Origin of the sequence: Micromonospora sp. WMMA1976, assembly GCF_027497335.1 — a bacterium.
Lineage (GTDB): Bacteria > Actinomycetota > Actinomycetes > Mycobacteriales > Micromonosporaceae > Micromonospora > Micromonospora aurantiaca.
Map to the genome: position 1 here is coordinate 6,302,118 of NZ_CP114912.1, position 22,271 is coordinate 6,324,388.

The following is a 22,271-nucleotide window of genomic DNA, read 5'->3' on the forward strand; positions in this document are numbered from 1 at the left end:
ACCGACCCACGCACCGGCGTCACGAGCGCCCGGCCCGTCCGTACCGCCGTCCCACCAGGAGGATCAGATGGACTTCCGGCTCAGCGACGAACAGGAGGCGCTGCGCTCCAGCGTGCGGGAGTTCGCCCGCGAGGTGGTCGCGCCCACCATCGCCGAGCACTACGAGCAGCACACCTTCCCGTACGAGATCGTCCGTCAGATGGGCAAGATGGGCCTGTTCGGGCTGCCCTTCGCGGAGGAGCACGGCGGCATGGGCGGCGACTACTTCGCGCTCTGCCTCGCACTGGAGGAGCTGGCCCGGGTGGACTCCAGCGTGGCCATCACGCTGGAGGCGGCGGTGTCGCTCGGCGCGATGCCGATCTACCGCTTCGGTACCGAGGAGCAGAAGGCGCAGTGGCTGCCGAAGCTGCTCAGCGGTGAGGCGCTGGCCGGGTTCGGGCTCACCGAGCCGGGCACCGGCTCGGACGCGGGCGGCACCCGGACGCGCGCGGTCCTGGACGGCGACGAGTGGGTCATCAACGGCTCGAAGGCGTTCATCACAAACTCCGGTACCGACATCACCGCGCTGGTCACCGTCACCGCCGTCACCGGTACCCGGCCGGACGGCGGCAAGGAGCTGTCCACGATCATCGTGCCGTCGGGTACGCCCGGCTTCACCGTCGCGCCCGGCTACTCGAAGGTGGGCTGGAACGCGTCGGACACCCACGAGCTGACGTTCGACGACTGCCGGGTGCCGGCGGCCAACCTGCTCGGCGAGCGCGGCCGGGGCTTCGCCCAGTTCCTGCGCATCCTGGACGAGGGCCGGATCGCCATCGCGGCGCTCGCCGTCGGCCTGGCCCAGGGCTGCGTCGACGAGTCGATCAAGTACGCCAAGGAGCGTCAGGCGTTCGGCCAGCCGATCGGCAACTACCAGGCCATCCAGTTCAAGATCGCGGACATGGAGATGAAGGCGCACACGGCCCGGCTTGCCTACTACGACGCGGCTGCCCGGATGCTCGCCGGTGAGCCGTTCAAGCGTCAGGCGGCGATCGCCAAGCTGCACGCCAGTACGGTGGCGGTGGACAACGCCCGCGAGGCGACGCAGATCCACGGCGGGTACGGCTTCATGAACGAGTACCCGGTGGCCCGCTTCTGGCGGGACTCCAAGATCCTGGAGATCGGAGAGGGCACCAGCGAGGTGCAGCGCATGATCATCGCGCGCGACCTCGGCATGTGAGGACGGCCCCCGGACCGTGTCCTGTCGGATATCGGCAGTGGACGGTCGGGTGGTTGACGATGGGCTGTGGAGCGTCGGAGTCCATCCGTAATCTTCGTGCCCATGACTCCGGATCATGACCGTGCGCGGGGCACAGGCGGTCGTACCGGTCTGTCCGATCTGCTGCGCGGGCACCGGCTCGCCGTCGGCCTGACCCAGGCCGAGCTGGCGGGCCGGGCCGGCGTTGGCGTACGGACGGTCCGCGATCTGGAACGAGGACGGGCCGTACGGCCCCAGCGCACCACTGTCGACCTGCTGGCCGACGCGCTCGGCCTGAGCGGGGACGAGCGGCGGGAGTTCGTCGACACCGCCCGGCCGGCGGCGTCCCGCCCTTCCGGCCCCGGCACCGAGGATCCGCCGGTGGCGCTGCCGCAGCCCGTACCGCTGGTCGGCCGCGAGCGGGACGTGGCGGAGGTGTCCGGCCTGCTCGACGCGTACCCGGTGGTCAGCCTGGTGGGACTCGCGGGCGTGGGGAAGACCGCGCTCGCCGTCACCGTCGCGCACGCGGTGGCGGCCCGGCACCCGGCGGGCGTGGCCGGGGTGCTCGTGGGTGAGGGCTCGGACACCCCGGACGTGCTCGCCGCGTCGGCGTCGATGTTCGGCGTGAACCGGCTGGCCGACCTGTCCTGCCGGATCGGCGACCGGCGGGCGCTGCTGCTCGTCGACGCCGTCGACCGGGCGCCGGGGGCGGTGGCCGAGGCGCTGCGCGTCCTGACCGCCGCCGTGCCGACGCTGCGGGTGCTTGTCACCGGCCGCCGTCCGGTCGGCCTGCCCGGCGAGCTGGTCCGGCCGGTCGCGCCGCTCGACGTACCGCCCCCCGGCGTCGTACCCGCCGACCGGGCCGACCTGGACCGCTGGCCGGCGGCGGCGTTGTTCGCCGCGCGGCTCGCCCAGGTCCGCCCGGAACCGCCGGCCCCGGTCGAGCTGCCGGCGCTCGCCGCGCTCGTGCGCCGGCTCGGCGGACTGCCGCTCGCCATCGAGCTGATGGCGGCACGGGGACGCATCCTCGACGTCACCGAGCTGCTCGACCGCTACGGCGACCGTGTCCTGGACCTGACCGGCGGACGCCCCGGCTGGGAACCCGCCGGTCCGTCCGCCGGTACGGTGACGTTGCGCGACGCGGTGGCGACCAGCTACCGCCTGCTCGCGCCCGCCGACCGGGCGGCGCTGCGGCGGCTGTCCGCGTTCCGTAACCGCTGGTCGGTCGAGCTGGCCGAGGATCTGCTCGCCGACGGCGGCCGGCGGTGGGACGCCGCGCCGATGCTGGACCGGCTGCGCGAGCTGGGCCTGCTGAGTGTCCGGGGCACCGGCCCGTTCCGGTTCCGCCTGCTCGACGCGGTCCGTGACTTCGCCGCGGAGCAGGCCGACGCCGACGGCGAGACCGCCCGTATCCGGATGCGGCACGCCGCGGTGGTCGCCGGGCTGGTCCACCGCACCGCGCCGGGGCTTGTGGGTCCGCGGATGGCCGACGCGGTGCGCGTGCTCGACGAGGCGACGAGCGACATCACCGCGGCGCTGGCGTACGCCGCCGAGCACGCGCCCGAGACGGCGCTCCTGCTCGCCGCCTCCCTGCCCCGCTGGTGGCGGCTGCGCGGGCGGGACGTCTCCGGCCGGCGCCGGCTGCGGGAACTGCTGGCCGATCCGCGTACCGCCGGTGCCCGGCCCACGCTGCGCGCCTGGGCGATGCTCGGCGCGGCCCGGCTCGCCGCCGAGCACGGCGCGGGCGCGGAGGAACTTCCGGGCGTGCGGGCCGCCCTGGTCGTCTTCACCGAGGCGGGCGACGTGACAGGCGAACTGTCCGCCCGGTCCGTGCTCTGCGCGCTCCTGCCCGGGCTCGGCGCGCACGACGAGGCCCGCGAGCAGGCCGAGGCCGCGCTCGCGGCGGCCACCCGGCACCACCGGGTACGCGAGATGGCCGTCGCCCAGGCGCACCTGACCTGGCACGACGTACGGGAAGCTCGGCTGGCCGGCGCCCGGCGGCGGCTGGCCACCGTCGATCGCCTGGCGGCGCAGTGCGGTGACCAGCGTCTGCGTGTGCTGGCGCGGGCCGATCAGGCCGAGCTGACCCGCCTGGAGGGCCGGTACGCCGAGGCGGCCGAGCAGGGGCGCCGGGTGGCGGCCGCGCTCGCGGAGCTGGGCGATCCGGGGCGGCGGCGCCGGACGATCGGCGCGGTCGGGCTGGCCCTCGCCCACGCCGGGCGTACGGACGAGGCGCTGGCCACGGTGGCCGAGCTGTGGCCGTCGGGCGCGGTGCCGGGCCGGCGCCGGCCACCGGCTGTGGAGATGCTCGACCTGCCCGGCTCGGGTGGGGACGTGCGCACCGAGGACGCGTTGCGCGGGTTGATCGAGGGGCACGTGGCGCTGCGCCGGGGAGACCGGGAGGTGGCGGCGGAGTGGTTCGCCGCGACCGCCGACGCGGCGGAGGGTGTCGCCGACCGGCGGGATCTGGTGGAGGCGCTGGTGGGGCTGGCGGTCAGTACCGCCGACCCGGCCGTGCTGGACCGGCTGGACACGGCGCGGCAGGTGACAGGCGTCAGCCTGCTGCCGCAGGAGGAGGAGTTGCTGTTCTCCCTTTCGGCCCGACGGCGGCGATGAACGTCGACGACGCCGCGGCGGTCGCCGGCCTGTCGGCGGGGCACTGGGAGGCGGAGGGCGCGGGGGTGGCGCGAGCGAAGTAGCCCCCTGGTGCTGCCCCTCGCTCCACGCTCGCGCCAGCACCCCCCGGTGCCCCCCGCTGCCGGAAGACTACCGAGGCCGAACGATCGATTCGTGAGTATGTAGACCGCTTTGTCCGGCCGTTGGGGCGGTTCTGCCGGTCATTCTGCCGGTGACCGGTGGGTAGTCGGCGGCTGAGCACGTCCGGTCAGGCGGCGTCCTCGGCCGGTTCGGTGCTGCCGGCGGTGGCACCCGGATGAACCGCGTCGCGTACCCGGCGCAGCCCGTCCAGCAGCCCGTCGAGCTGTGCCGGGTCGAGCTGGCTGGTGAACCACTGCTCGATGATCTTCAGGTGACCGGGCAGGACGTCGTCCAGGCGGCCGAGTCCGGCAGTGGTGACCACCGCGAAGGAGCTGCGCCGGTCGGACGGGCAGGCACGCCGGCAGATCAGCCCGTCCCGTTCCATCCGGTCCACCACGCGGGTCACGCCGCTGGTGGAGAGTGAGGTCTGCGCGGCCAGGTCGGTCATCCGCAGCTGGTTGTTGGGTGAGCGGGCGAGCCGGGTCAGCACCTCGAACTCGACCGGGGAGAGGCCGTGCTCCTCGAACTGGGCGGCGAACCGGGCGGCGAGCCCGGCGTGCGCCTCGACGAGCAGGCCGACGGCAGTGATCCGGGGGTCGTCGAACACGTTCTGGTCCACGCCACCATCCTAGCAACACTTGACACGGGGAATATTGCTATGACTATAGTTGCTCAGTCAGTCGTTGGGCTCCTAAACATTCTTCTCCGGAGGAGAGCATCATGACCAGCAGCACCGAGCCGACTACCCGCGACTGGGAGGGTCTCACCATCCCCGCTCCCGGCACCTACGTGCTGGACGCCGCGCACAAGCGTGTCGGCTTCGTCGCGCGGCACATGATGGTCAGCAAGGTACGCGGTGAGTTCGCCGACGCGACCGCCACCATCACCGTCGCCGACGACCCGATGCAGTCCACGGTCACCGCCAGCATCCAGGCGGCCAGCATCAACACCGCCCAGGCGGACCGCGACGCGCACCTGCGCAGCCCCGAGTTCCTCGACGCGGAGCAGTTCCCGACGCTGGAGTTCCGCAGCACCGAGGTGAAGTCCCGCGACGGCAACGAGTTCGTGCTCGTCGGCGAGCTGACCATCAAGGGCGTGACCCGCCAGGTCGAGCTCGAGGTGGAGTTCGAGGGCGTCGGCCGCAGCCCGTTCGGCCAGGACATCTTCGGCTTCTCCGCCTCCACCGAGATCGACCGGGAGGACTTCGGTCTGACCTGGAACGTGGCGCTGGAGACCGGCGGCGTCCTGGTCGGCCGCAAGGTCAAGATCGAGATCGAGGGTGAGGCCATCCGCCAGGGCTGAGCCCGGCACCGGCCCGTGGGGCCCGCACCGTCCGCCGACGGTGCGGGCCCTTCTCGCGTACGCCTGGCGGTGCGAATCGTCACGCGAAGTTCTCCGCACTGACGCGCTGGTGACGGCCGCGACGGGGTACAGGTGCAGACCTGTCGCCCGTCCAGCCGGGTGGCGGGGCGGGCGCACTTACGCCCACCACGCGAATGGTTCACAATGCGTTGCGGAACGGTACGGTTCCGTCGCACCAGCGCCGGGAGGACACATGGGCACAGACGTCGAGCAGGGCGCCTTCTCCCGCGAGGATCGGGTCCGCTACCGGCAGAAGGTCCGACGGTGCCTGGACGTCTTCGCGCTGATGCTCGACGACTTCGGCTTCGACGCCGACCGCCCGATGACCGGGCTGGAGATCGAGCTGAACCTGATCGACGCCGCCGCCGAACCGGCCATGCGCAACGACCAGATCCTCGCCGACATCGCCGACCCGCTGTTCCAGACCGAGCTGGGGCAGTTCAACCTCGAACTGAACGCCTCGCCCCGGCTCATCGAGGGCAGCGGCTTCGCCGACTACGAGCAGGACCTGCGCAGCAGCCTCAGCCGCGCCGACGAGCGGGCCGCCAAGTCCGACGCGACGATCATGATGGTCGGCATCCTGCCCACGCTCACCGAACGCCACCTGGTCGCGGACAACCTTTCCACCAACGAGCGGTACCGCGTCCTCAACGACCAGATCGTCGGCGCCCGCGGCGAGGACATCGAGCTGGACATCAACGGCGTCGAGCGGCTGCGTACGCACACCGACTCGATCGCGCCGGAGGCCGCATGCACCAGCCTCCAGTTCCACCTCCAGGTCGCGCCGGACAGCTTCGCCGACTACTGGAACGCCTCCCAGGCCATCGCCGGCGTGCAGGTCGCCGTCGGCGCCAACTCGCCGTTCCTCTACGGCCGGCAACTCTGGGCGGAGACCCGGATCGCGCTGTTCCAGCAGGCCACCGACACCCGCCCGGACGAGCTGAAGGCCCAGGGCGTACGCCCCCGCGTGTGGTTCGGCGAGCGCTGGATCACCTCGATCTTCGACCTGTTCGAGGAGAACGTCCGCTACTTCCCCCCGCTGCTGCCTATCTGCGAGGAGGAGGACCCGGTCGAGGTGCTGCACGCCGGTGGTGTGCCCAAACTCGGTGAGCTGCGGCTGCACAACGGCACCGTCTACCGCTGGAACCGACCGGTCTACGACATCATGAACGACCGCCCGCACCTGCGGGTGGAGAACCGCGTGCTGCCCGCCGGCCCGACGGTGGTGGACATGCTCGCAAACGCGGCGTTCTACTTCGGGCTGGCCCGCGGCCTCGCCGAGTCGGACCGTCCGATCTGGAGCCAGCTGACGTTCAGCTCCGCGGAGGAGAACTTCCACGCCGCCGCCCGGCGCGGCATCGAGGCGGTCCTGCACTGGCCCCGGCTCGGCGACGTGCCGGTGACCACGCTCGTGCTCGACACGCTGCTGCCGGTGGCCGCGCAGGGGCTGGACCGGTTCGGTGTCGCCCCGGCCGAACGGGACCGCCTGCTCGGCGTGATCGAGGGCCGCTGCCGTACCGGCCGCAACGGCGCGGTCTGGCAGACCGAGACGGTGTGGACGGCCGAGCGGAACCGGGGGCTGGACCGGGAGGCCGCGCTGCACCACATGGTCCAGCGGTACGCCGAACTCCAGCGCGGCAACGAGCCCGTCCACACCTGGCCGGTCGACTAGTCCCCTGCCGCCCTCATCCCGGCCCTCCGCGCCTCGTCGATCTTGGAGTTGCGGCGCCTTGAATATCCCGAATGGGAGTTTTGTGAGGTGCCACAACTCCAAGATCGATGCGGGCGTGCGGGTGGCTCAGCGGCCGAGGTGACGTGCGGGCTGGGCGGGTGGGGTCTCAGCGACCACGGCGGCGGGTGGTCTCGGTGGGCGGCGGCGGGTCGGCCTGGTCCGTCGAACCGGTCTGGCCTGACGAGCCGGTCGGGGACGAGGAACCGGTCTGGCCTGACGAACCGGTTGGGGACGAGGAACCGGTCCGGCCCGACGAGCGGGTCGAGGACGAGGAGTCGTCCTGCGACGCGGCCGTCGTGCTTCGCGGGTTCGGGTCGTCGGCGGGTGAGCCCTTGTCGTGCGAGCCGGCCTGCGTGGGTGACTCGGGTTGCCGCTGCGGTGGCACGGCCCGGCCTCGGCGGCCGGCGGTCGACCGGGTGGCACGTCCCCGATCCGTCTCCGTCCGGACGGACGCCACGCCTGGCTCGTCGTCCACTGCCGCATCCCGGAGCGCGCCGGCCGACGCGTCCGACGAGGCCGAATCCGACACGCTTGCCGTCGACGTGCCCGCCCGCTTCGATGGCGCCGCGCCTGATCGGCCCGACGTCGAGCTGCCCGGCAACGGCCCGTCCGGCCCGTCCGGTTCAGCGGTGGTGGGCGAGGCATCCCCGCTGATCTCGTCCGGCTCGCCGGTGCGCTGGCGGGGCAGTGTCACCCGCTCGGCGCTCCGGCGCTCGGCACGCTGGGCCAGCGCGGCCATCACCATCGAGCCGCCGACACCGGCGATCACCGCGTACGGGGCGATCAGGTGGGCCGACAACTGCTCCGCGGCGATCCCGGCCAGGCGCGGCACGGCGAGCAGGTACGCCAGCGCGACGAGCAGCGGTCCGGCCGCCCCGGAGGCTGCCGCGCCGACCCGGATCTCCGGTGCGCGGGCGGCTCGACGGGCCGCCACCAGGCCGATCACCAGTGCGGAGAGCACCGACAGCAGCGCCCCGGGCCAGTAGAAGTAGTCGCGGATCCAGAACGCGCCACGGTCCGCGCTGATCTGCCAGATCCCGAGCTGAGCGGTGGTCAGGCCACGGCCGGCGACCACCCCGTCGACCACCGACACCACCGCGAGCAGCCAGAGCCAGCCGGTGGTGGCGATCAGGTTGGTGGCGGCGGCGCGGGTGTGCAGCGCCCAGACGGCGAGCAGTACGCCGAGCACCAGCCCCGCGCCCGCGTAGGCGGCGGCGACAGCCTGCGGCGAGGAGACGTCCGGCACCCGGGCCGCCCGCGCGGGTACCGCCACCAGCAGGACGGTGACGATCGCGCCGACACCCGCGGCGAGCGCCAGGCCGAGCCGGGGCAGCGTGCCCGGCGACTCGTCGGCGCCACCACGCAGGCGCTGGGCGCAGACCGCACCGACGATGACCGATGTCGCCGCGATCCAGGTCGCCCAGGCGAGGCTCGCCACCCAGGCCGCCTCGGCCCGTACCGCGCCGTCCGGCACCCAGTTGATGATGCCCAGCCCGTACCCGAAACCGAGCTGCGCGGCGCCCGCGCCGGCGGCGACGCCGAGCGCGGCGGCTGTCGATCCTCCCCAGCCCCGTCTGACCATGCCGGGGAGCGTAACGTCCCGTGGTCGGCGCGGCGAGTCGTAACGACTGGCCGTGACCGTCAGTGAGCAAGGGATACGGTCGTCGATGATCGGGCGGGGGAGCATGACGGACGAGCGGCAACCGGCGGGCGACGGCACCGGGCCGGGGCGGGGCAGGCTGCTCCTCGGTGGTGGTGTGGCAGTGGTCCTGCTGGCCGTGATCGGCGCCAGCGTCGGGTGGATCCTCGCCGGTGAGCCGGAGCGCTCGGCCGCGCCCGGCGACTCCGCTCCGCCCGCCGCCGCGTCCACATCGGCCTCCCCGACCACGGCGCCGCCGACCACCGCCGCCCCATCATCCGGTACGCGCACCAGCGCCCCGGCCGGGCTCACCGTGCCCGAGGTGGTGGGCGTCGACTTCGAGCAGGCCCGCCGGGACCTGCGCGAGCGCCGCCTCGGTTGGCGACTGGTCTTCGGTACGGGCAGCGGACGCACCGTGGAGCGCGCCTCACCGGCTCCGGGCACTCCGGTGAAGCGCGGCACCACTGTCACCGTGTGGGTCTCCGGGCCGGCGCCGGCCGTGAGCGTGCCGGACGTGGGCATGCTGTCCTGCTCCGACGCGGCAGACGATCTGGTGGAGGCGGGCCTCTATCCCCGGTACGCCACCGGCCGGCAGGGTCCGGTCACGGCACAGGTGCCGGTGGCCGGCAGTACCGCCCGGTGGAACGACCAGGTGACCCTCACCTGCGGGGACCGGGCGTCCACGCCGCCGACGGTCTCCCCGTCGCCGACTCTCTGACCGGCGCGGCGCGCTGATCCCGGCCGGTGTCGCCGTGGCCCGCTACGGTGGACGATCGAGGGCCGTGCGCCCCGTCCCGGTGGGGAAAGGACGTGCCATGAGCGACGACCGTCAGGAACCACCCGCCGGTGACGCGGACGCGACCCGGGCGCTGCCTCCCGAGCCGGACGCGGATGCCACGCGGGCGATGCCGAGGAACGCCGCCGGGGAGGACGCCGACGTCACCCGCGCGATGCCCCGGGACGCGGCCGGGCACGACGCGGACGCGACCCGGGCGCTGCCGAGGAACGCAGGCGAGGAGGACGTGGAGGCGACCCGCGCGATGCCGCGGAACGCGGGCGACGCCGCCCGTCCGTTGCCCGGCGGCCCGGCAGGACAGGCGGGCCCGGAAGGGCCGGGTGGCCCGCGCCGCCCGCTCGACGCGACCGCCGCGCAGGAACCGGTGGGTGCCTGGTCCGGGCGGGCCGGCGTACCTCCACCGCGTCCGGCGGGCTACCCCGAGCCCGGCGGCGAGTACTACGGCGACGAGCAGGCCGGGCGCCGCTGGTGGATGCCGATCCTGCTGGGCATCCTGGCGCTGCTCCTGCTCGGGTTGATCGGGGTGGGGGTGTGGCTGGCGTTGCGTGCCGCCGACCGGAACTCCGATCCGGGCCCGCCGGTGCCGAGCATCTCGGCGCAGACGAGCGCCGCCCCGACCAGCGCCGCGCCGAGCAGTTCACCGCCGAGTACGGCGCCGGCCACGACCGCCCCGGCCGAGGTGCCGATGCCACCGCTGGTGGGGCTGCCGGAGGCCGCCGCCCGGGCGGCGCTCGACCGGCTGGACCTGGACTACCGGGTGCAGCGGCGGGCGTCGGATCGCCCGGCCGGCACGGTGATCTCCACCGATCCCGAGGCCGGTTACCCGGTGGGCGAGGACGAACGGGTCACGATCGTGGTGGCCGTACCCGCGCCACCGACGAGCGGCCCGAGCACCCCGGGCTCCGCCCCGGCGACGACCACGACGCCCTGACGATCACCGAGACGCCCTGGCCGGCGCCGCCACGATCACCACTGGCGTCTGCGGGTGCCGACCAGGCCCAGTCCGGCCAGTGAGATGGCGAGCCCGAGCAGCCCGGAGTAGAACAGCGACCGGCTGAGGTCGTCGGTGACAGCGGTGGGCCGCTCGGCGAGCGTGCCCTCCCCGCCCCCGGTACCCGAGGCCCGGTCGTCGTCGTCCTCCGGCGGGTCGGCGGCCTCGCCGTCCTCGTCGTCGATCGCATCGGACCCGGCGGCATCCGAGTGGGCCGTATCGGAATCGGTCGTATCGGTCGTGGCCGCGTCGGAGTCCGTCCGGCCGTCCTCGCCGGCCACGGTGATCTCCGGTGCCGGTACGGGCTCGGCGAGCTGCTGGGTGGCGGAGAAGGCGGGGTGACGGACCGCGAGCGCGAGGGCGGTCGCGGTGACGAGGAAGAGGAAGAGCCCGAGGGCATAGCCGATACGGGACCGGTGGTGCCGGCGCGCGGCGGGCAAGTTGACCATGACCATCCCAGGTTCAGGGTCCGTGGCGCGCGGGGTGGAACGTGCCGGGGTGGGCGTACCGATTCTATGGCGACGGCACGCCCTCCCGGCCGGGAATCGTCAGGTCAGCCGACCCGGACCGGAGTCCGGACCACCGGGCGGCGGGCCGTCCGCACGGTGTGCTGACGCGGAGCCGGCGCGGCTTGGAGCTGCCGCAACCCCTCCTGGAGTACGAAGATCGACCTCCGGTTGACCGCGTCCCCCGCCGCGTTCAACTCGTAGCCGTCGAGCCAGAGCCAACCGTCGTAGGTCGGCCAGTCGAGCACCCGGATCACCCGGAACATGATCGGTCGGAGGAACTGGACACTCGCCGCGCGAGTCACGTGCAGTACGTCACCGGAGCGGGGAAGCACATGGGCTCCTGGGAAGGTCGGCCGGCGGGACCGGCGAGGCTGAAACGGGGGTCGGGTGCGGTCCGGTGACGGGCGGTCTGCCTCGTGGACCGGCGGTCGGTGGGTCGGTGCTGGTCGGGCCGTACCCACGGTGGCGGACCGCCACCCGACCATCACCCGGCTGCTCCCGGTTACCGCTCCCGCCGCCGCAGCCAAACTGGCGTGCAGCGACGGGGTCTTCATTCCGGGGCAGGTCGCACGGCGCGGGACGGCTCCCCTCCGGCCGTCCCACGGACCGTGGTGTCACCACGCCCGGAGATCAAGCGAAGACGGTGAGTAACCCGTGCCATACGGACAGACTGCATCAGGGACGTGCGACATGCAAGTTGCACGTCGACTTTTGCCGATAGGTGAGTCGGACACGCAAACGGCGAAACTTGAAGCGTCAGGTATCTGAGCGGCACACTGGACGCCGGTTTCGCCCGTCGCGGCCGGTCGACGACCGGCACCACCCCCTGCCGCGAACGACACCCGCCGCTCGCCGGTCGCGCCCGCGGTGGGAGCCGCACCGGGGCGCGACCGACCGGAGGTAGCCGGGTGACTGTGAAGCGTGGTCCCGCAATCCGATGGACGGCACCGTGAGTGAACGGCGCAGCCCCACCATCCGGCGGCGCCGGCTGGGTGCGGAACTCCGCCGGCAGCGGGAGGCGGCGGGCATCACCATCGAAGTCGTCGCCGAGCAGCTGGAGTGCTCGGCGTCGAAGATCTCCCGGATCGAGACCGGCCACACCACGGCGACCCCGCGCGACGTCCGCGACATGCTGCGCATCTACGGTGTCGTCGGCGCGGAGAGCGACGAGCTGGTGCAGATCGCCCGGGAGGCCCGGCAGAAGGGCTGGTGGCATCCGTACAGCACGGTTCTCGTCGGCGCGTACGTCGGCCTGGAGGCGGCGGCCAGCTCCATCCGGGCGTACGAGCAGCAGGTGGTGCCCGGCCTGCTGGAGACCGAGGAGTACGCGAGCGCGATGATCCGGGCGGCCCGGCCGGACTTCACCGACGAACAGGTCGACCAACGGGTGCGTGTCCGTCTGGGCCGTCAGTCGTTGTTGACGCAGGACGATCCGGTCGATCTGTGGGTGGTGCTCGATGAGGCGGTGCTGAGCCGGCCGGTTGGCGGCGACGCGGTGATGCGTGGTCAGCTCAAGCGGTTGGTGGAGGTGGCCGAACTGCCGAACGTGACAGTGCAGGTCCTGCCCTTCGAGGTGGGAGCGCACGCCGGCATGGACGGGACCTTCACGATCCTCAGCTTCCCCGAGCCGAGTGATCCCGATGTCGTGTACGCGGAGAACGCCACGGGTGGGCTCTTCCTGGAGAAGAGTGACGAACTGCAGAAGTACAGCTTCATCTTCGATCACATTCGAGCAGCGGCCATGCGCCCGGAGGAGTCCGTCGCACACATCGCGAAACTGGCAGAGGAGCCACTGTGGAAATGGCGACCAAGGAGTTCCCCGTGGACCTGACGCAGGCGACGTGGTTCAAGAGCTCGAAGAGCGGGCCGAACTGCGACAACTGCGTCGAGGTCGCGTACGTGACCGGGGCGGTCGGAGTGCGGGACTCGAAGGACAAGACCGGCCCGGCCCTGGTCTTCGCTCCGGGTGACTGGCACGCCTTCGTCGCCCGCGCCCGGAACGGCGTGTTCGGCCGGAGCTGACCGGCACCGAGATGTGGTCCCGCCCGGCAGCGCCGCCGGGCGGGACCATTCGCGTCCGCGTACCCGCGCCGCGGCGGGCACCCGTCGCCAGTTCCGATCCGCCTCGTTGAACCGCACGGATCGGCAACCGAACAAGGCAGGCGAGACGGATGACGACGATCGGTTCAGAGAACCTCACCAGCGGCCCGGGCAAGCCCGAGCGGTTCGGTGGCAAGTACCGGGGTGCCCGCCGGGACACCGTCCTCACCGAGGTGGTCTCCGGTGACGGCGACGACACCCGCGAGGGTGGCGTCCCCGAGCAGGCAGCGGCGCCGCTGTCCCTGCCGTCGCTGGAACCCAACCCGCTGACCGAGCCGTCCTTCCCGCCGAGCGGCTGGCCGCTCGAGCAGCAGGAGTCCCTGGTGGACCACCCGCTGCTGCGCGGCCTGCTGATGGAGCTGCCCCCGAAGGGCAGCGTGCCTCCGCCCGGCTGGCTGGATCGCTGGTTCGAGGCGACCCGCGCGATCCTGGAGCTGCTATACGTGCAGGGCGCGAGCCGGTCGCGCTGACACCGCCTCGGCGGCCGGCATGGCCCGCTCGGCGAGCCGGTTGTGCCGCAGCGCGTGGCGTACCCCGATCGCGCACACGCCGAGCACCCCGACGGTGATCGCCGGGCCGGCGACGCCCGGCGCGGCGAACAGGTCGACCCCGGCCGCCGGCAGCACCGCCACCAGCACCGCGATCGCCGTCGCCTGGAGCGGCAGCGCGATCAGCGGGTGCGCCGCCGCCGCGCGCAGTCCGTGCGGGGCGGGGGTGCCCGGCGCCGCCGCGAACGCGCCCGCACCGGACCGCAGCCGCCGGACCCGCCGTACCGTGCAGACCGCCACCACCGCTGCCGGCACGGCCGCGAGGCCGAGCGCGGCGGCGGCCCGGTCCACAGTGGTGTCGCCGGCGCTCTGCAGGCCCACGGCGAGGACCGCCGCGGTGAGCGCGAGGCCGGTCAGCACCAGGGCGGACAACCATCCGGTACGCCGGCGCAGCGCGCAGGCGCGGTCGAGCCCGGGCAGGCCCTCCGCGACCAGTCCGGCGGCGAGCCAGACGGCGGCGACGGGAAGCAGTACGGCGAGACGGTCATCCATGCCCCCTAGCCTTGCCCGTTTCGACGTTCGGCGAATCCGGGACGGCACCCCGGTTCGCCCCGTACCCGGGCCCGTAGGGGTAGGGGCGGCTCAGATGTCGAACGTGGCGGGACGCCCGGTGGCCGGAGCCGGCGGGGTGGCCTTCCACAGGCCGGTCTTCTGGGCGGCGAGCCGGGCCAGGTAGGCCGGGTTGAGGATGACGTACCGGCGCCACAGGCGCTTGGGTTCCAGGCCGAGCCGCCAGAACCACTCCAGCCCGGCGCGCTGCATCCACGGTGGTGGGTTGCGCAGCAGGCCGGCGTGGTAGTCGAAGGCCGCGCCGACGGCCATCAGCGGCATGTCGAGCAGCGGGCGCATGGCGTACGCGAAGACCTCCTGGCGCGGGCAGCCGAGCCCGACCAGGACGAGGCGGGCACCGCTGGCCCGGATCCGGTCGGCGATCTCGGCGTCCTCGCCGGGGGTGGCGGCGCGGAACTTGGACGGCTCGACCCCGGCGATCTTCAGCGCGGGGAACTTCTGCTCCAGCGCCGGTACCAGCCGGGACAGGGTCTCCTCGGTGGAGCCGTAGAGGTAGACCGGCAGCCCTTCCTCGGCGAACCGGGCGAGCACCCGCAGGGTCAGCTCCGGCCCGTAGACGCGGTCGGTGAGCCCGGCGCCGTGCAGCAGGTTGAGCGCCCAGCGCACCGGCTGCCCGTCGGGGGTGACCACGTCGAACGAGTTGAGCCGGGCGTTGTGCGCCGGGTCGAGCACGCCGGTCATCACGCCGTGCACGGCGAGCGCGGTCAGCGCCAGCGGGCGGCGTTCGTGCGCGGCCGCCACGACGGCCTCGGTGGCCCCTGCGTAGTCGGTGGCGTCGACCCCGACGCCGAGCACGTTGCGCTTGGTCCCGGTGGTCATGCCTTCGGCACCCACTTGTCGACGTTCGCCTCGTAGATCTCGCGGAGGATCATCGGCACGTCGTACGTGATCTTCCAGGACGGGTAGTGCTCCTCGAAGCGGGCCATGCTGCTGACGTACCACTGGTGGTCGCCGGTGCGGGCCTGCTCGACGTAGTTGATCCGGGCCTCGCGGCCGGTGATCTCCTGGGCGACCCGGAACGCCTCGATGTGCGAGGTGTTGGAGTGTCGGCCGCCGCCGAGGTTGTAGACCTGGGCCGAGCGCGGCTCGCGGAAGAACGCCTCGAACGCGGTCAGCACGTCGTGCGAGTGGATCGCGTCCCGGACCATCTTCCCCTTGTAGCCGAAGAGGTTGTAGGTCCGGCCCTCCATCACGCAGCGCATCAGGTACGCCAGGAAGCCGTGCAGCTCGGCGGCGGAGTGCGCCGGGCCGGTCAGCGTGCCGCCCCGGAAGCAGGCGGTCTTCATGCCGAAGTAGCGGCCGTACTCCTGGACCATCACGTCGGAGGCGACCTTCGAGGCGCCGAAGATCGAGTGCAGCGACTCGTCGATCGACATGTCCTCGGTGATGCCTTCGTACCAGCGGTGGTCCTCGGGCAGCTCGTAGCGGGTCTCCAGCTCGATCAGCGGGAGCGAGTTCGGCCGGTCGCCGTACACCTTGTTCGTGGAGCAGTGGATGAACGGCGCGTCGATCGCGTGCCGCCGGGTGTTCTCCAGCACGTTGAGTGTGCCGCCGGCGTTCACGTCGAAGTCGGTGAACGGCTCCTTGGCGGCCCAGTCGTGGCTCGGCTGGGCGGCGCTGTGGATCACCACGGCGATGTCCTTGCCGTACCGCTTGAAGACCTGCTCCAGCCCGTCGCGGTCGCGGATGTCGACGGCGTGGTGGGTGTACGCGGAGCCGAGGTCGGCGGCGAGCCGGTCCAGGCTCCAGGCGGTCGAGCCGTCCTCGCCGAAGAAGTACCGCCGCATGTCGTTGTCGATGCCGACCACGTCGAGACCGAGTCCGGCGAAGTGCCGGGCCGCCTCGGAGCCGATCAGACCGCCGGAACCGGTCACCAACGCGACAGTCACACGCCACTCCTGGTCCGTGGGAGGCAGGGAAACCATCGGAGCATAGCGTGACGTCCGGAACGCCCCGATACGAAGCAAGGGCCCCGCTGTGTGCGGAGCCCTTGTTCTGGTGGGGATGGGGGGAGTTGAACCCCCACGTCCTTTCGGACACACGGACCTGAACCGTGCGCGTCTGCCATTCCGCCACATCCCCGTGGCACGACCCGGAACACCATATCGCATCCCGCGCCCGCCATCTGCGGCGGGTGCCGGGACATATTACGCTGTCCACTGGCCACGCCACGAACGATCACCGCTCGTGGCGGGCGAAACTTTAGCACGCTCGCGGGCCTGGTCACGAACGGGCCGACGGCAGCCGGCCGAGCGGCGTGTGAGCTGCGGAGGCGGTGTCCGGATACCATCATTGCCTCGGGACCCGAGGAGGAGCCGGTGAGCGTGCTGCAACGCTTCGAGAAGCGTCTGGAAGGCCTGGTCGAGGGGGCCTTCGCCAAGGTCTTCAAAGGGGTGGTCCACCCCGTGGAGATCCTCAACGCCATGCAGCGGGAGGCCGAGGCGCACAAGGCGATCCTGGCCGGTGGGCGCACCCTTGTGCCCAACCGCTACGTGATCGATCTCTCGCCCTACGACCACAGTCGGCTGGCGCCGTACGCTGCCGCGCTGGCCCAGGAGCTGGCGCAGTCGCAGGCCGAGTTCATCGGCGAGCAGGCGTGGACGGTCTACGGCGACGTGATCGTCGAGGTCGAACGCGGTGAAGGCCTGGACACCGGCATGTTCCGGGTCACCGCCGAGGTGTACACCGGCGGCGACGTCGCCCCGGTCTCCGCGCCCGGCGGCTACGACGCCGGCCCGGCGTACCCGGCGTACGACCAGGGTGGCGGCTACGGCCCTCCGCCCGGTCACGGCGGTGGCCGCAACGTCCGCTTGGTCTCCGGCGACGGCCGCACCTACCCGCTCCAGATGGGCTCGACCGTGATCGGCCGCGGCGACCAGGCCAACCTGCGCCTGCCCGACGTCGGCATCTCCCGGCGCCACGCCCGGCTGGACTTCGACGGCGGCCAGGTGGTGCTGACCGACCTGGGCTCCACCAACGGCACGATGGTCAACGGCCAGCGGGTGTCGGCGGTCGCCCTCAACCCCGGCGACATGATCCAGCTCGGCACCACGACGCTGACCTTCCGCGTGGACGGCTGACCCGCGTTGCCGGAACTGGTCATCACCGTCGCCCGGTTCGGGTTCCTCATCCTGCTGTGGATCTTCGTGTTCACGGTGGTCGGCGTGATCCGCCGGGACCTCTTCGCCGGTGCCCGGTCGGGCAAGCTGGTGGCCGCGCCGCGGGGGATCGGCGCGTCGACCGGGCAGCCGGGGAAGCCGGCGAAGGCCAAGCGCGGCCGGGCCGCCCACCAGTTGGTGGTCACCGCCGGTCAGCTCGCCGGCACCCGGATCACGCTCGGAGAGGCCCAGATCACCATCGGCCGGGCGGAGGACTCGACCCTGGTGATCACCGACGACTACGCCTCGGCGCGACACGCCCGGCTGGTGCCCCGCGACGGGCAGTGGTACGTCGAGGACCTCGGATCGACTAACGGCACCTATCTCGATCGCGCTAAGGTCACCGGACCAACCCCCGTCCCCCTCGGCGTGCCGATCCGGATCGGCCGCACTTCCCTCGAATTACGGCCATGACTCTGACCCTGCGCTACGCGGCCCACAGCGACCGCGGTCTGATCCGAGACGGCAACCAGGATTCCGTCTACGCCGGACCGCGGCTGCTCGCCGTGGCCGACGGCATGGGCGGCATGGCCGCCGGTGACGTCGCCAGCAACATCGTCATCGGTGCCATGGCGCCGCTCGACGAGGACGTCCCCGGTGACGCCCTGGTCGACGCGCTCCGCTCCGCCGTGGGCACCGCCAACCAGCAGCTCCGCGACACCGTGGACGCCAACCCGCAGCTGGAGGGGATGGGCACGACGCTCACCGCGACCCTCTTCTCCGGCAGCAAGCTCGGCATGGTCCACATCGGTGACTCCCGGGCCTATCTCCTGCGCAACGGTGAGTTCGCGCAGATCACCAAGGACGACACGTACGTCCAGATGCTCGTCGACGAGGGCCGGATCAGCGCGGAGGAGGCGAGCAGCCACCCCCAGCGCTCGCTGCTCACCCGGGCGCTCGACGGCCGCGACATCGACCCGGAGTACAGCGTCCGCCAGGTGCTGCCCGGCGACCGCTACCTGATCTGCTCCGACGGGCTCTCCGGCGTGGTCAGCGCGGAGACCATCGCGGACACCATGCGGGAGTACCCCGACCCGCAGCGCTGCGTGGAACGCCTGGTGCAGCTCGCGCTGCGCGGCGGCGGCCCGGACAACATCACGGTGATCATCGCCGACGCCACCGACCAGGACATCGTCGAGGCGTCCCCGATCGTGGGCGGCGCCGCCGCCCGCGACCGGGGCATGGCGACCTCGGCCGACGACTCCACCCCGGCGGCCCGCGCCTCGGCGCTGTCCGCCCCCCGGCCGCCCGCGCCGGAGGAGCCGGCGGACAACCGCGACGACGAGCCGGAGCGTCGCCGTCGGCGGCCGCTGCGTACCGTCGCCATGGTGCTGGCGCTCGCGGTGATCGTCGGCGGTGGCGCGTTCGGCGGGTGGACGTACACCCAGCGGCAGTTCTACGTCGGCGCCACCGACGACGGTCAGCTGGCCGTCTTCCGCGGGGTGCCCGGCCAGGTCGCCGGACTGGACCTGTCGAACGTGCACGAGCGCAGCGAGTCCCGGCTCGACGACCTCACCCTCGCCGCCCAGGAGCGGGTGAAGCAGGGCATCCAGGCCCGCAACGAGCCGGACGCGGAGCGCCGGCTGGCGGAGCTGACCAGCGACGACCCGGCGAACCCGAACCTCAAGCCGCTCTGCCCGCCCGACCCGTCGCCCGGTGCGACCAGCCCCAGCCCGGCAGCGGGTGGGCTGAACCCGCAGGTCAGCGGCAGTCCCGCACCGTCCGTTCCGCCGGTCGGCTCACCGAGTCCCGGCGCGCCGACGCCGCTGACGACCATCACGCCCGACGCCGTACCCTCCGACACCGTTCCGCCGGCCGACCCGGCGGGTTGCCGGTCGCCGGAGTGAGTGCCGGCTCGATCCCGAGGACGTATCCGTGACCGCAGCCGCCGTACCGGCCGCCTCGCCCGCTTCGACGGGCGAGCAGTCCGGCGTACGCCTGGCCCGGTCCCGGCGTAACGCCGAGCTGTCGCTGCTCCTGCTCGCCATGGTGCTCGTGGCGGCGTACGCGGCGATGGTCGAGGCGAAGGCGCTGGACACGATCACGCCCGACTTCTGGATCCCGGCCGCCGCGCTGGGGCTGGTCTTCCTCGGCCTGCACCTGGTGATCCGCTGGCTGGCGCCGTTCGCCGATCCGGCGCTGCTGCCGGCGGTGGCGCTGCTCAACGGCATCGGGGTCGGCTTCCTGCGCCGGTACGACCTGGCCAAGGCCACGCCCGCAGAGCGGGAGGACCTGGCCATCTTCGCCGGCACCGGTGGCCGGCAGCTCGCCTGGACGCTGGCCGCCGTGGTGCTGGCGGCCGGGCTGCTGGCGATCCTGCGGGACCACCGGTCGTTGTCCCGGTACGCGTACACCCTGGGCCTGGCCGGCATCGTGCTGGTGATGATCCCGGCGTTGCTGCCGTCGCGGTTCTCCGAGATCAACGGCGCCAAGCTCTGGATCATCGTGCCCGGCCTGGGGCAGATCCAGCCGGGTGAGTTCGCCAAGCTGACCCTGCTCACGTTCTTCGCCTACTACCTGGTGCGCAAGCGCGAGGTGCTCTCACTCGCGAGCCGGCGCGTGCTGGGCATCGACTTCCCGCGCGGGCGTGACCTCGGCCCGGTGCTCGTGGTGTGGCTGGTCAGCCTCCTGGTCCTGATCTTCGAGAAGGACCTGGGCACGTCGCTGCTCTACTTCGGCATGTTCGTGGTGACGCTCTACATCGCCACCGAGCGGGTGAGCTGGCTGCTCATCGGTCTGATCCTGTTCTTCGGCGGCGCCTACCTGGCGTACGTGCTGGGCAGCACCGTGGGCGGTCCGTTCGCGAACTTCTACGACCGGGCGCAGATCTGGCTGGACCCGTTCGCCGAGCCGTACGACAGGGGCTACCAGCTGGTGCAGGGTCTGCTCACGCTCGGCACCGGCGGCCTGTTCGGGGCCGGGCCGGGCGGCGGCCAGCCGGCGCTGCTGCCCGAGGTGCAGACCGACTTCATCTTCGCCGGCATCGGTGAGGAGATCGGCCTGTTCGGTCTCTCCGCGCTGCTGGTGATCTACCTGCTGATCGTGGAGCGGGGCCTGCGGGCCGCGCTGGCGGTACGTGACTCGTTCGGCAAGCTGCTCGCCGGTGGTCTGGCGTTCACGCTGGGTCTGCAGGTCTTCGTCATCGTCGGCGGCATCAGCAAGCTCATCCCGTTGACCGGTCAGACCACCCCGTTCCTGTCCGCCGGTGGCTCCTCGCTGATGGCGAACTGGCTGCTCATCGCGGTGCTGCTGCGGGTCTCCGACGGCGCCCGCCGCCCGGTGACCGGCGGCGGTGGTCCGGCCGCCCGGCCCGCCGGTGGTCCGCCCGAGCAGTTGCACGGCGCCCAGACGGAGGTGATCCGGCCGTGAACGCCCCCCTGCGCCGCGTCGGCGTTGTCGTGATGGTCCTGTTCGGGCTGCTGTTCGCCAACCTGAACTGGATCCAGGCGTACAAGGCCGACGAGTACCGCAACAGCGACTACAACGGCCGGGTCCAGGTCGCCGAGTACGACCGCAAGCGCGGCAACATCGAGGTCGGCGGCACCGCGTACGCGGTCAGCAAGGAGACCGGTGGTGAGCTGAAGTACCAGCGCACCTATCCGGGCGGGGCGATGTACGCGCACGTGCTCGGCTGGAAGCCGGTCAACGGCAGCGCGAGCGGCATCGAGCGGGTGGAGAACGACTTCCTGGCCGGCACCAGCGACGCGCTCATCGCCAGCCGGATCAAGGACATGTTCACCGGTGACGAGACCGGTGGCGGCAACGTGCTGCTGACGCTCTCCAAGCGGGCCCAGGAGACGGCGTTCAAGCAGCTGAACGACAACCAGGTCGGCGCGACCAAGGGCGCGGCCATCGCGATCGACCCGCGTACCGGCGCGGTGCAGGCGCTCGTCTCCATGCCGAGCTTCGACCCGAACCCGCTGGCCAGCCACAACAGCACCGAGGCGGACCGGGCGTACAACACGCTGGAGAAGGACAAGGACCGGCCGCTGGCGAACCGGGCGCTGTCCGAGACGCTGCCGCCGGGTTCCACCTTCAAGATCGTCATGGCCGCGGCGGCGCTGGAGAACGGAGTCGGCCAGCAGACCCGCATCCCGGCCGGCTCCAGCTACACCGCGCCCGGCGCGGGCCAGCCGATCCGCAACGCGGCGCCGTCGATCTGCCCCGAGTCGCAGGTCACGCTGCGGGAGGCGGTGACCGAGTCCTGCAACACCGGCTTCGCCCAGCTCGGCGTCCGCCTCGGCGCGGACAAGGTCAAGGAGAAGGCGAAGCAGTTCGGCTTCGAGCAGGAGGACCTCAACGTCGGCCAGCTCGGCGAGGGTGGCCTGCCGGTGGCGGCCAGCCGCACCGGCGACATGCAGAACCCGGACGGCAGCACCGACCAGGCCGCGCTGGCGCAGTCCTCGATCGGCCAGAACAACGTGCGGATGACCCCGTTGCAGGGCGCGATGATCGCCGCCGCGGTGGCGAACAAGGACGGCAAGCAGATGCGTCCCTACCTGGTCAAGCAGCTGCTCGGGCCGGACCGCACCACCGTCTACGACGCCGCCCAGCCGCGCGAGCTGCGCCGCCCGATCAGCGGTCAGGTCGCCGCCGACCTGCGCGACATGATGCAGAACGTGGTGAAGGAGGGCACCGGCCGCCGGGCCGCCATCGACGGCTTCGTGGTCGGCGGCAAGACCGGTACCGCCCAGTCCGGCCCGAACACCCCGGACCACGGCTGGTTCATCGGCTTCGCGCTGGACAAGGACGGCACGCCGCTCTCCGCGGTCTGTGTCGAGCTGGAGCAGGCGGGCAGCGGCGGCAGCGCCGAGGCGGCCCGTATCGCCGGCCGGATCATGGCGGCGGCGATCGCCGACTCCGGGAGGCGCTGAC

General features: G+C 72.5%; 21 protein-coding genes and 1 tRNA gene. 14 read left to right on the forward strand and 8 right to left on the reverse strand.

Annotation, left to right across the window (positions count from 1 at the left end; genetic code table 11):
- Positions 1 to 67: 67 nt before the first annotated feature.
- The gene (locus O7546_RS29145; RefSeq protein ID WP_281600271.1) at positions 68 to 1,216 is read left to right on the forward strand and encodes an acyl-CoA dehydrogenase family protein; all 1,149 of its coding nucleotides are present in this window, start codon (positions 68 to 70) and stop codon (positions 1,214 to 1,216) included.
- A gap of 102 nt (positions 1,217 to 1,318) precedes the next feature.
- Entirely contained in the window at positions 1,319 to 3,850 is a 2,532-nt protein-coding gene (locus tag O7546_RS29150; protein WP_194800243.1) for a helix-turn-helix domain-containing protein, read from the forward strand.
- A gap of 268 nt (positions 3,851 to 4,118) precedes the next feature.
- On the opposite strand, the gene O7546_RS29155 is transcribed toward O7546_RS29150, so the two are convergent.
- Complete coding sequence (locus tag O7546_RS29155) at positions 4,119 to 4,610, reverse strand: MarR family transcriptional regulator (RefSeq protein ID WP_194800242.1); 492 nt, start codon at positions 4,608 to 4,610, stop codon at positions 4,119 to 4,121.
- Positions 4,611 to 4,711: 101 nt separating this feature from the next.
- Here O7546_RS29155 and O7546_RS29160 point away from each other — a divergent pair, with 101 nt between their 5' ends.
- Together O7546_RS29160 and O7546_RS29165 are read left to right on the forward strand one after the other, a co-directional pair.
- Complete coding sequence (locus tag O7546_RS29160; RefSeq protein ID WP_262012862.1) at positions 4,712 to 5,293, forward strand: YceI family protein; 582 nt, start codon at positions 4,712 to 4,714, stop codon at positions 5,291 to 5,293.
- Positions 5,294 to 5,546: 253 nt separating this feature from the next.
- Positions 5,547 to 7,025: a glutamate--cysteine ligase gene (locus O7546_RS29165; RefSeq protein ID WP_194800240.1), complete on the forward strand. Its 1,479-nt coding sequence runs from the start codon at positions 5,547 to 5,549 to the stop codon at positions 7,023 to 7,025.
- A 166-nt stretch (positions 7,026 to 7,191) separates the two neighbouring features.
- Here O7546_RS29165 and O7546_RS29170 read toward each other — a convergent pair whose 3' ends face one another.
- Positions 7,192 to 8,667 carry a hypothetical protein gene (locus O7546_RS29170; protein ID WP_281600272.1) on the reverse strand — a complete coding sequence of 492 codons (1,476 nt, stop codon included), beginning with the start codon at positions 8,665 to 8,667 and terminating at the stop codon, positions 7,192 to 7,194.
- A gap of 103 nt (positions 8,668 to 8,770) precedes the next feature.
- On the opposite strand from O7546_RS29170, the gene O7546_RS29175 reads away from it, so the two are divergent.
- On the forward strand, positions 8,771 to 9,442 hold the full coding sequence (locus O7546_RS29175; RefSeq protein ID WP_228531852.1) for a PASTA domain-containing protein: 672 nt from the start codon (positions 8,771 to 8,773) through the stop codon (positions 9,440 to 9,442).
- A gap of 97 nt (positions 9,443 to 9,539) precedes the next feature.
- Entirely contained in the window at positions 9,540 to 10,451 is a 912-nt protein-coding gene (locus O7546_RS29180; protein ID WP_269697898.1) for a PASTA domain-containing protein, read from the forward strand.
- A 35-nt stretch (positions 10,452 to 10,486) separates the two neighbouring features.
- Here the strand turns inward: O7546_RS29180 and O7546_RS29185 are convergent, their stop codons facing one another.
- Positions 10,487 to 10,966 (reverse strand): hypothetical protein, encoded by a 480-nt coding sequence (locus O7546_RS29185; RefSeq protein WP_194800236.1) that lies wholly within the window; start codon positions 10,964 to 10,966, stop codon positions 10,487 to 10,489.
- 98 nt (positions 10,967 to 11,064) lie between these two features.
- Positions 11,065 to 11,352, reverse strand: a complete 288-nt coding sequence (locus O7546_RS29190; protein WP_018785581.1) for a hypothetical protein — start codon at positions 11,350 to 11,352, stop codon at positions 11,065 to 11,067.
- 617 nt (positions 11,353 to 11,969) lie between these two features.
- On the opposite strand from O7546_RS29190, the gene O7546_RS29195 reads away from it, so the two are divergent.
- The 3 genes from O7546_RS29195 to O7546_RS29205 all read left to right on the forward strand — a co-directional run bounded on the left by O7546_RS29195 (position 11,970) and on the right by O7546_RS29205 (position 13,590).
- Complete coding sequence (locus O7546_RS29195) at positions 11,970 to 12,851, forward strand: helix-turn-helix transcriptional regulator (protein WP_194800235.1); 882 nt, start codon at positions 11,970 to 11,972, stop codon at positions 12,849 to 12,851.
- A complete protein-coding gene (locus O7546_RS29200) occupies positions 12,821 to 13,042 on the forward strand; it encodes a DUF397 domain-containing protein (RefSeq protein WP_013283299.1) in 222 nt (73 codons plus the stop codon). Before O7546_RS29195 ends, O7546_RS29200 begins: the two co-directional genes overlap by 31 nt.
- 149 nt (positions 13,043 to 13,191) lie before the next feature.
- Positions 13,192 to 13,590: a hypothetical protein gene (locus tag O7546_RS29205; protein WP_281600273.1), complete on the forward strand. Its 399-nt coding sequence runs from the start codon at positions 13,192 to 13,194 to the stop codon at positions 13,588 to 13,590.
- Here the strand turns inward: O7546_RS29205 and O7546_RS29210 are convergent.
- From O7546_RS29210 to O7546_RS29225, 4 genes are all read right to left on the reverse strand, one after another.
- On the reverse strand, positions 13,558 to 14,160 hold the full coding sequence (locus O7546_RS29210; RefSeq protein ID WP_194800232.1) for a hypothetical protein: 603 nt from the start codon (positions 14,158 to 14,160) through the stop codon (positions 13,558 to 13,560). The two genes, O7546_RS29205 and O7546_RS29210, sit on opposite strands and share 33 nt — an antisense overlap.
- Before the next feature lie 90 nt (positions 14,161 to 14,250).
- The gene (locus O7546_RS29215; RefSeq protein ID WP_194800231.1) at positions 14,251 to 15,057 is read right to left on the reverse strand and encodes a WecB/TagA/CpsF family glycosyltransferase; all 807 of its coding nucleotides are present in this window, start codon (positions 15,055 to 15,057) and stop codon (positions 14,251 to 14,253) included.
- Entirely contained in the window at positions 15,054 to 16,163 is a 1,110-nt protein-coding gene (locus tag O7546_RS29220) for an NAD-dependent epimerase/dehydratase family protein (protein WP_281600274.1), read from the reverse strand. The genes O7546_RS29215 and O7546_RS29220 overlap by 4 nt, the downstream gene beginning before the upstream one ends.
- 71 nt (positions 16,164 to 16,234) lie before the next feature.
- Positions 16,235 to 16,320, reverse strand: a tRNA-Leu gene (locus O7546_RS29225).
- 209 nt (positions 16,321 to 16,529) lie between these two features.
- Here O7546_RS29225 and O7546_RS29230 point away from each other — a divergent pair.
- The 5 genes from O7546_RS29230 (at position 16,530) to O7546_RS29250 (ending at position 22,270) form a co-directional block, all read left to right on the forward strand.
- Positions 16,530 to 17,318 (forward strand): DUF3662 and FHA domain-containing protein, encoded by a 789-nt coding sequence (locus O7546_RS29230; protein WP_026267912.1) that lies wholly within the window; start codon positions 16,530 to 16,532, stop codon positions 17,316 to 17,318.
- A gap of 6 nt (positions 17,319 to 17,324) precedes the next feature.
- Complete coding sequence (locus O7546_RS29235; RefSeq protein ID WP_128138039.1) at positions 17,325 to 17,810, forward strand: FHA domain-containing protein; 486 nt, start codon at positions 17,325 to 17,327, stop codon at positions 17,808 to 17,810.
- On the forward strand, positions 17,807 to 19,243 hold the full coding sequence (locus O7546_RS29240) for a PP2C family serine/threonine-protein phosphatase (RefSeq protein WP_194800229.1): 1,437 nt from the start codon (positions 17,807 to 17,809) through the stop codon (positions 19,241 to 19,243). Before O7546_RS29235 ends, O7546_RS29240 begins: the two co-directional genes overlap by 4 nt.
- Before the next feature lie 139 nt (positions 19,244 to 19,382).
- The gene (locus tag O7546_RS29245) at positions 19,383 to 20,765 is read left to right on the forward strand and encodes an FtsW/RodA/SpoVE family cell cycle protein (RefSeq protein WP_228531894.1); all 1,383 of its coding nucleotides are present in this window, start codon (positions 19,383 to 19,385) and stop codon (positions 20,763 to 20,765) included.
- A complete protein-coding gene (locus tag O7546_RS29250) occupies positions 20,762 to 22,270 on the forward strand; it encodes a penicillin-binding transpeptidase domain-containing protein (RefSeq protein WP_194800227.1) in 1,509 nt (502 codons plus the stop codon). Before O7546_RS29245 ends, O7546_RS29250 begins: the two co-directional genes overlap by 4 nt.
- Position 22,271: the final 1 nt, after the last annotated feature.

What these genes read in the sequence shown, in the direction of transcription:
- O7546_RS29145 (WP_281600271.1), top strand. Translation starts at nt 68, where the DNA reads ATGGACTTCCGGCTCAGCGACGAACAGGAGGCGCTGCGCTCCAGCGTG.
- O7546_RS29150 (WP_194800243.1), top strand. Translation starts at nt 1,319, where the DNA reads ATGACTCCGGATCATGACCGTGCGCGGGGCACAGGCGGTCGTACCGGT.
- O7546_RS29160 (WP_262012862.1), top strand. Translation starts at nt 4,712, where the DNA reads ATGACCAGCAGCACCGAGCCGACTACCCGCGACTGGGAGGGTCTCACC.
- O7546_RS29165 (WP_194800240.1), top strand. Translation starts at nt 5,547, where the DNA reads ATGGGCACAGACGTCGAGCAGGGCGCCTTCTCCCGCGAGGATCGGGTC.
- O7546_RS29170 (WP_281600272.1), bottom strand. Translation starts at nt 8,667, where the DNA reads ATGGTCAGACGGGGCTGGGGAGGATCGACAGCCGCCGCGCTCGGCGTC.
- O7546_RS29175 (WP_228531852.1), top strand. Translation starts at nt 8,771, where the DNA reads ATGACGGACGAGCGGCAACCGGCGGGCGACGGCACCGGGCCGGGGCGG.
- O7546_RS29180 (WP_269697898.1), top strand. Translation starts at nt 9,540, where the DNA reads ATGAGCGACGACCGTCAGGAACCACCCGCCGGTGACGCGGACGCGACC.
- O7546_RS29185 (WP_194800236.1), bottom strand. Translation starts at nt 10,966, where the DNA reads ATGGTCATGGTCAACTTGCCCGCCGCGCGCCGGCACCACCGGTCCCGT.
- O7546_RS29200 (WP_013283299.1), top strand. Translation starts at nt 12,821, where the DNA reads ATGGCGACCAAGGAGTTCCCCGTGGACCTGACGCAGGCGACGTGGTTC.
- O7546_RS29205 (WP_281600273.1), top strand. Translation starts at nt 13,192, where the DNA reads ATGACGACGATCGGTTCAGAGAACCTCACCAGCGGCCCGGGCAAGCCC.
- O7546_RS29210 (WP_194800232.1), bottom strand. Translation starts at nt 14,160, where the DNA reads ATGGATGACCGTCTCGCCGTACTGCTTCCCGTCGCCGCCGTCTGGCTC.
- O7546_RS29215 (WP_194800231.1), bottom strand. Translation starts at nt 15,057, where the DNA reads ATGACCACCGGGACCAAGCGCAACGTGCTCGGCGTCGGGGTCGACGCC.
- O7546_RS29220 (WP_281600274.1), bottom strand. Translation starts at nt 16,163, where the DNA reads ATGGTTTCCCTGCCTCCCACGGACCAGGAGTGGCGTGTGACTGTCGCG.
- O7546_RS29240 (WP_194800229.1), top strand. Translation starts at nt 17,807, where the DNA reads ATGACTCTGACCCTGCGCTACGCGGCCCACAGCGACCGCGGTCTGATC.
- O7546_RS29245 (WP_228531894.1), top strand. Translation starts at nt 19,383, where the DNA reads ATGGTGCTCGTGGCGGCGTACGCGGCGATGGTCGAGGCGAAGGCGCTG.